At 48.6% G+C, this 2611-nt stretch carries 4 protein-coding genes; all 4 read left to right on the top strand.

Going from position 1 to position 2611, the window contains the following annotated elements:
- A partial coding sequence (locus tag C7R94_RS28810) for a nucleoside recognition domain-containing protein (RefSeq protein WP_106785943.1) occupies positions 1-593 on the top strand: 593 nt, incomplete at its 5' end.
- A gap of 11 nt (positions 594-604) precedes the next feature.
- Positions 605-1138, top strand: coding sequence for a spore maturation protein (locus tag C7R94_RS28805; protein ID WP_007724050.1), 534 nt, complete (start codon positions 605-607; stop codon positions 1136-1138).
- Between the two features lie 115 nt (positions 1139-1253).
- A complete protein-coding gene (locus C7R94_RS28800) occupies positions 1254-2003 on the top strand; it encodes a pseudouridine synthase (RefSeq protein WP_106785942.1) in 750 nt (249 codons plus the stop codon).
- A 108-nt stretch (positions 2004-2111) separates the two neighbouring features.
- Positions 2112-2611 (top strand): thiol-disulfide oxidoreductase ResA (gene resA / locus C7R94_RS28795; RefSeq protein WP_106785941.1); only part of this gene is annotated, 500 nt, incomplete at its 3' end.

The raw sequence follows: 2611 nt of genomic DNA, 5'->3' as shown, positions 1-2611 counted from the left end.
TGCTTAATGTCATCTGGCTCGGGCTCATTGTCATTAGCATTGTGGTTGCGGCCGTGACGGGGCGGATGGAAGCGATCAACGCAGCAGCGTTTGAGGGAGCCAAGACGGGAGTAACGGTTTGTCTCGGACTTCTCAGTGTTCTCGCCTTTTGGATGGGAATGATGCGGATTGCAGAAAAGTCAGGACTCCTTGAGCTATTGGCGCGGGCATTGTCCCCGATCATTCAAGTTCTTTTTCCCGATGTACCAAAAGGGCATCCTGCTATGGGCTATATCCTTTCAAATATGAGCGCAAACCTGCTCGGGCTTGGTAATGCAGCAACCCCAATGGGACTTAAAGCCATGGAAGAACTCCAAAAGTTAAATCCAGACAAGCAAAACGCTTCGGCTGCCATGTGTACCCTGCTGGCGATCAATACGGCGAGTATTACGATTATTCCTACAACGATGATCGCGATCCGCATGCAGTACGGCTCCGTGAATCCTGTAGAGATCGTAGGTACTACGCTGTTATCTTCCTTTGCTGCCACCATTGTTGCCCTGTTGATTGATCGCATGTATCGCTATCGGCATATACGACGAAAACACAGATAGGGGGAGTCCTTATGTACCAATGGGTATCCCTGCTCTCTCTTTGGGCCATCCCCGTGACGATTGCCTTTGTCTTGTTGTATGGGTGGCGGAAACAAGTCCCTGTCTATGAGACGTTCGTAGATGGAGCAAAAGGCGGCTTAACCACTACGATTCGCATACTCCCGCACCTGATTGCCATGATGGTCGCGGTAAGTATGTTTCGTGAGTCAGGAGCATTGGATCTATTGCTCCGTGCGCTCAAACCGCTTCTAGATCTGCTGCATTTTCCGGAAGAACTGGTCCCGTTGGCGTTGCTTCGTCCATTGACCGGAACAGGTTCGCTTGCGATTGCAACAGATCTGATCGCGCAGTACGGTCCCGATTCTTTTTTGGGCAGACTGGCCGCAACTATGCAAGGGAGTACGGATACGACACTGTATGTCCTCACCGTTTATTTTGGCGCAGTTGGGATTCGCAATTCCGCGTATGCGCTAAAGGTAGGCTTGTGGTCGGACCTGGCAGGTGTCATATTCTCGCTCCTCATCGTCTCCTACATTTTCGCTTAAAAGAGCTCAAATAGAGTAGGCATTTGAAAACTTCCTTATGGATATGGGGAAGTTTTTCCCTTTTTCTTGTCCACACTACTAAGAATGGGTATGATGTTGTAGAGGTGAACCAACGATGGAACGTTTACAGAAAGTATTGGCGCATGCTGGAGTCGCCTCTCGTCGCCATTGTGAAGAATTGATTGCGCAAGGCAAGGTGCAGGTAAATGGCCAAGTCGTACGAGAGCAGGGAATAAAAGTCGATCCGCTTAAGGACAAAATTGTGGTGAATGGACAGCAGGTTAAGCTGGAGCAACATGTCTATCTCTTGCTATACAAGCCTACTGGTGTCATTACGAGTGTCACAGACCCGCGCGGCAGACGGGTGGTGATCGATCTGTTGAAGGGAATAAAAGAACGCGTATATCCAGTAGGTCGCTTGGATTACGATACTTCCGGCTTGCTGCTCTTGACGAACGACGGGGAGCTCGCCAACAGGCTGGCACATCCAAGCTATGAAATCGATAAAGTGTATCGGGCATGGGTAAAGGGAATCCCCAGTCAGGAAAAAGTGCGAAAGCTAGCAACCGGCATTCGTTTGGAAGACGGCATGACTTCGCCAGGTCAGTCCAAATTGTTGAAGACAGAGTCTAGCGGCCAAAGGGCATTGGTAGAACTGACCATACATGAAGGACGAAACCGCCAAGTGCGCAGAATGTGTGAGGCGATCGGCCATCCGGTATTGACATTGGAGCGAATCCGTTTAGGGTTTCTCACATTAGATGGACTGAAGCCGGGCGAATTTCGCAAGCTCACTCATGAGGAAGTGGAGAGCCTGAAGCGGGGCTTGGTTCAAAAGAAAAGAAGCCCGCGGTCGAAACCTTGATTCGTTCAAAATCTGTTCATAAGTTGTACGCTGTCGGAAAAACTAGGAACGCTATAATAGAATGGGAAAAGGATGCAATTTATTAGCAGTAGATGGGAGTAAGGCCTCATGAACAAAAGCAATCGTACATATGTCAGGATCGCGGTATTGGGTGTTTTGCTTGTAGCGCTGGTCTTTGCACTCTACTCCAGCTTTGTGAAGGACCCCGGTGCTGTGAAAGTAGGAAGCGATGCTCCGAATTTTAGTTTGGAACAATTGAATGGACCAGAGTTGACTCTGGAAAGTTTGAAAGGAAAAGGTGTTATTCTCAATTTCTGGGGCACATGGTGTGAACCCTGTAAGGAAGAAATGCCGGCCTTGCAAAAGCAATATACGAAGTTTAAAGATAAGGGATTGGTTGTAATTGGCGTCAATATCGGAGAATCGCCAGTTGCCGTAGAACCATTCGTAAAGCAGTTTGGGATTGACTTCCCTATTTTGCTCGATCGCCAATCGGAAATTACAAAGCTGTATCGAATCGGTCCGATTCCGACGACCTTTTTCATCGACCCAGATGGAGAAGTGCAGGAAGTTTTTATCGGGCAATTGGATGAAGCCATGATTGAGTC

This window comes from Brevibacillus sp. NRRL NRS-603, from assembly GCF_003013445.1.
Taxonomy (GTDB): Bacteria; Bacillota; Bacilli; order Brevibacillales; family Brevibacillaceae; genus Brevibacillus; species Brevibacillus formosus.
The sequence above is the reverse complement of the archived record's forward strand: the minus strand, read 5'-3'. Positions and strand labels throughout refer to the sequence as shown.

Excerpts from the sequence above, each read along its gene's own strand:
- C7R94_RS28805 (WP_007724050.1), top strand. The coding sequence starts at position 605 with ATGTACCAATGGGTATCCCTGCTCTCTCTTTGGGCCATCCCCGTGACG.
- C7R94_RS28800 (WP_106785942.1), top strand. The coding sequence starts at position 1,254 with ATGGAACGTTTACAGAAAGTATTGGCGCATGCTGGAGTCGCCTCTCGT.